At 59.0% G+C, this 2,695-nt stretch carries 2 protein-coding genes; both read left to right on the forward strand.

Translation table 11 applies throughout. The features are described from left to right. Positions 1 to 1,043, forward strand: a 1,043-nt coding sequence (locus RRY12_12895) for a CoA-transferase (GenBank protein MEG2185571.1), incomplete at its 5' end; no start/stop codon positions are given. 41 nt (positions 1,044 to 1,084) lie between these two features. Then, on the forward strand, positions 1,085 to 2,683 hold the full coding sequence (locus RRY12_12900) for a methylmalonyl-CoA mutase family protein (protein ID MEG2185572.1): 1,599 nt from the start codon (positions 1,085 to 1,087) through the stop codon (positions 2,681 to 2,683). Positions 2,684 to 2,695: the final 12 nt, after the last annotated feature.

Consider the following 2,695-nt stretch of genomic DNA (forward strand, 5'->3'; position numbering starts at 1 on the left):
GCGTCATCCGCGGCAGTTATGCCGATGAGTATGGAAACATCTCGCTCGAGGAGGAGGCCCTCTACAGCGAGCAGGCGGCGATGGCCGCGGCCGTGCATAACTGCGGCGGCGTGGTGATCGTGCAGGTGAAGGGAGTCTTTAAACGCGGCGCCGTCGATCCCCGGCATGTGGCGATTCCCGGCGCGCTCGTCGACTATATCGTGGTCGCCAAACAGGGAAACCACCTGCAGTGCTACGACGGTTCGGTTTTTCGCCCCGAGCTGATAGGCGACGTGCGGCAGCAGCTGGAAATGATCCGCCCGATGGCGCTCTCGCCGCGAAAGGTCTGCGGCCGGCGCGCGGCGCTTGAGATAGAGGGCGGCAGCCTTGTAAACCTGGGCATCGGGATGCCGGACAGCGTCGCCAGCGTCGCTAACGAGGAAGGCATCAGCCATCAGGTGACGTTTTCCATCGAGACGGGGGTCTACGGCGGCGTGCCGGTGAGCGGCGTGGGATTGGGTGCCGCGGTGAATCCAGACGCGATTCTTTCAATAACGGACAACTTTGACATCTACGACGGCGGCGCGCTTGACGCGGCCTTTCTCGGAATGGGCGAGGTCGACGAAGAGGGCAATGTCAACGTCTCTAAATTTGGCTCGCGCTGCACGGGGCCCGGCGGCTTCATCAACATTACCCAAAGCACGGAAAAGGTCTGCTTTCTGGGGACCTTTACGGCGGGACCGATGGACTGCCAGATCGGCGGCGGTCGTCTTGCAATTGAAAAAGACGCCCCCGGAATCAAATTCAAGAAGAAAGTGCAGCAGGTGACCTTTTCTTCGCGCTGCGCGGCGGAGAAGGGACAGCGGGTGCTTTATATAACGGAGCGGGCCGTCTTCCGGCTCGAAAAGGAGGGCGTGACGCTGACGGAGATCGCGCCCGGTGCGGACCTTGAGCGGGACGTCCTTGCGAAGATGGAATTCCGGCCGCGGATATCGGACGAACTGCGGCTGATGGACGAACGGATATTCCACGATAAAAAGATGAAAATAAGCTTTACGCGTTAATAAGGCTGGTTTATAGAAAAAAGGCGAAAGGGGTAATAAGAATGGCTGAAGAGCGAAAACATACCACGCTTTCAGGATACGAGCTAAAAAGGGCCTACACCGAGGAAGATATCAAGTGTGAAGACATAAAGGCGCAGCTCGGCGAGCCTGGACACTTCCCGTTTACGCGCGGCATCCGCGAGGAGATGTACCGCGACGGCAAACTGTGGACGATGGGCCAGTACGCCGGCTTCGCGTCCGCGGAGGAGGCCAACAAGCGCTTCCGTTACATCATCGAACAGGGCGGCACGGGCTTTTCCGTCGCGCTGGACCTGCCTACTCAGATGGGTTACGATTCCGACGACCCCATGTCGGAGGGCGAGGTCGGAAAAGTGGGGGTCGCTATCGATTCTTTGGCTGATATCGAGGCGTTGTTCAAGGGAATCCCCTTTGAAAAAGTACGCCAGATACGCACGACGGCGAACGCAAACTCGATAATCATGCTCGCCTTTTACGTAGCTTTCGCGAAGAAAAACAATATCGACCCCAATACGATCGGCTTCTTCCTGCAAAACGACATCCTCAAAGAGTACATGTGCCGCGGCACCTATATCTTCCCGCCCGCGGCCGGCGTCAAGCTCTCCGTCGACGTGCTGGAATACTGCGGCAAGCATCTTCCCCATTGGACGCCTATCGCGGTCTCCGGCTACCACATCCGGGACGCCGGGGCCACGGCGGCCATGGAGCTGGCGTTCACGCTGGCGGACATGATCGAGTACTACGACGCCGCTGTGAAGCGAGGAGTGGATATCGTTGCGGCCACGGCGAACAGCTACTTCTTCCTCGGCGCGCAGCTGGACTTCCTTGAGGAGGTTGCAAAATACCGCGCGGCCCGCCGCCTCTACGCGCGGATTATGAAAGAACGCTACCACGTGACGGCGGAGGAGCCGCAGCGCCTGAAGATATTTGCCTTCACAAGCGGCTCCGCGCTAACGGCGGAGCAGCCCATCAACAACGTCGTCCGCGTCGCCATTCAGACGATGGCGGCGGCGGCTGGCGGAATCCAGACCTTCCACGCCTCCTCCTATGACGAGGCGATCTCGCTGCCTACGCAGGAAGCCGTGACGGTCTCGCTGCGCACGCAGCAGATCGTGGGCTATGAGTCCGGCCTGACGGAGACGGTCGATCCGCTTGGCGGCTCCTATGCGGTCGAGGCGCTCACGAACGCTATTGAGAAGGAAGTCCTCGCCCTGCTTGAGACGATAGAGAAAAAGGGCGGAGCCATGAAGTGCATTGAGGAAGGCTTCCAGCAGAGGATGCTGGCGGACAACGCCTATAAGTATCAGAAGAGCGTGGACAATAAAGAGCGCATCGTCGTGGGCGTCAACGAATTTAAAGACGGCAAGCCCATAGAGCCCGCTCAGTTTACGGTTCCCGAGGATGTGGCGATCAAGCAGACGGAGAAGATCAACAAGCTGAAGGCGGAGCGCGACAACGACAGAGTGAAGCGCGCCCTTGCCGCCGTGGAGAAGGCGGCCCGGAACGACGAGAACTTGGGCGAGTATATGATCGAAGCGGTGAGCGCCTACGCGACGCTGGGTGAAATCTGCGGCGTGCTGAAAGAAGTTTACGGTAAATATACGCCGATGAAGATTTACTAAAAGGAAAAGGAG

It is taken from the genome of Cloacibacillus sp. (assembly GCA_036655895.1).
Lineage (GTDB): Bacteria > Synergistota > Synergistia > Synergistales > Synergistaceae > JAVVPF01.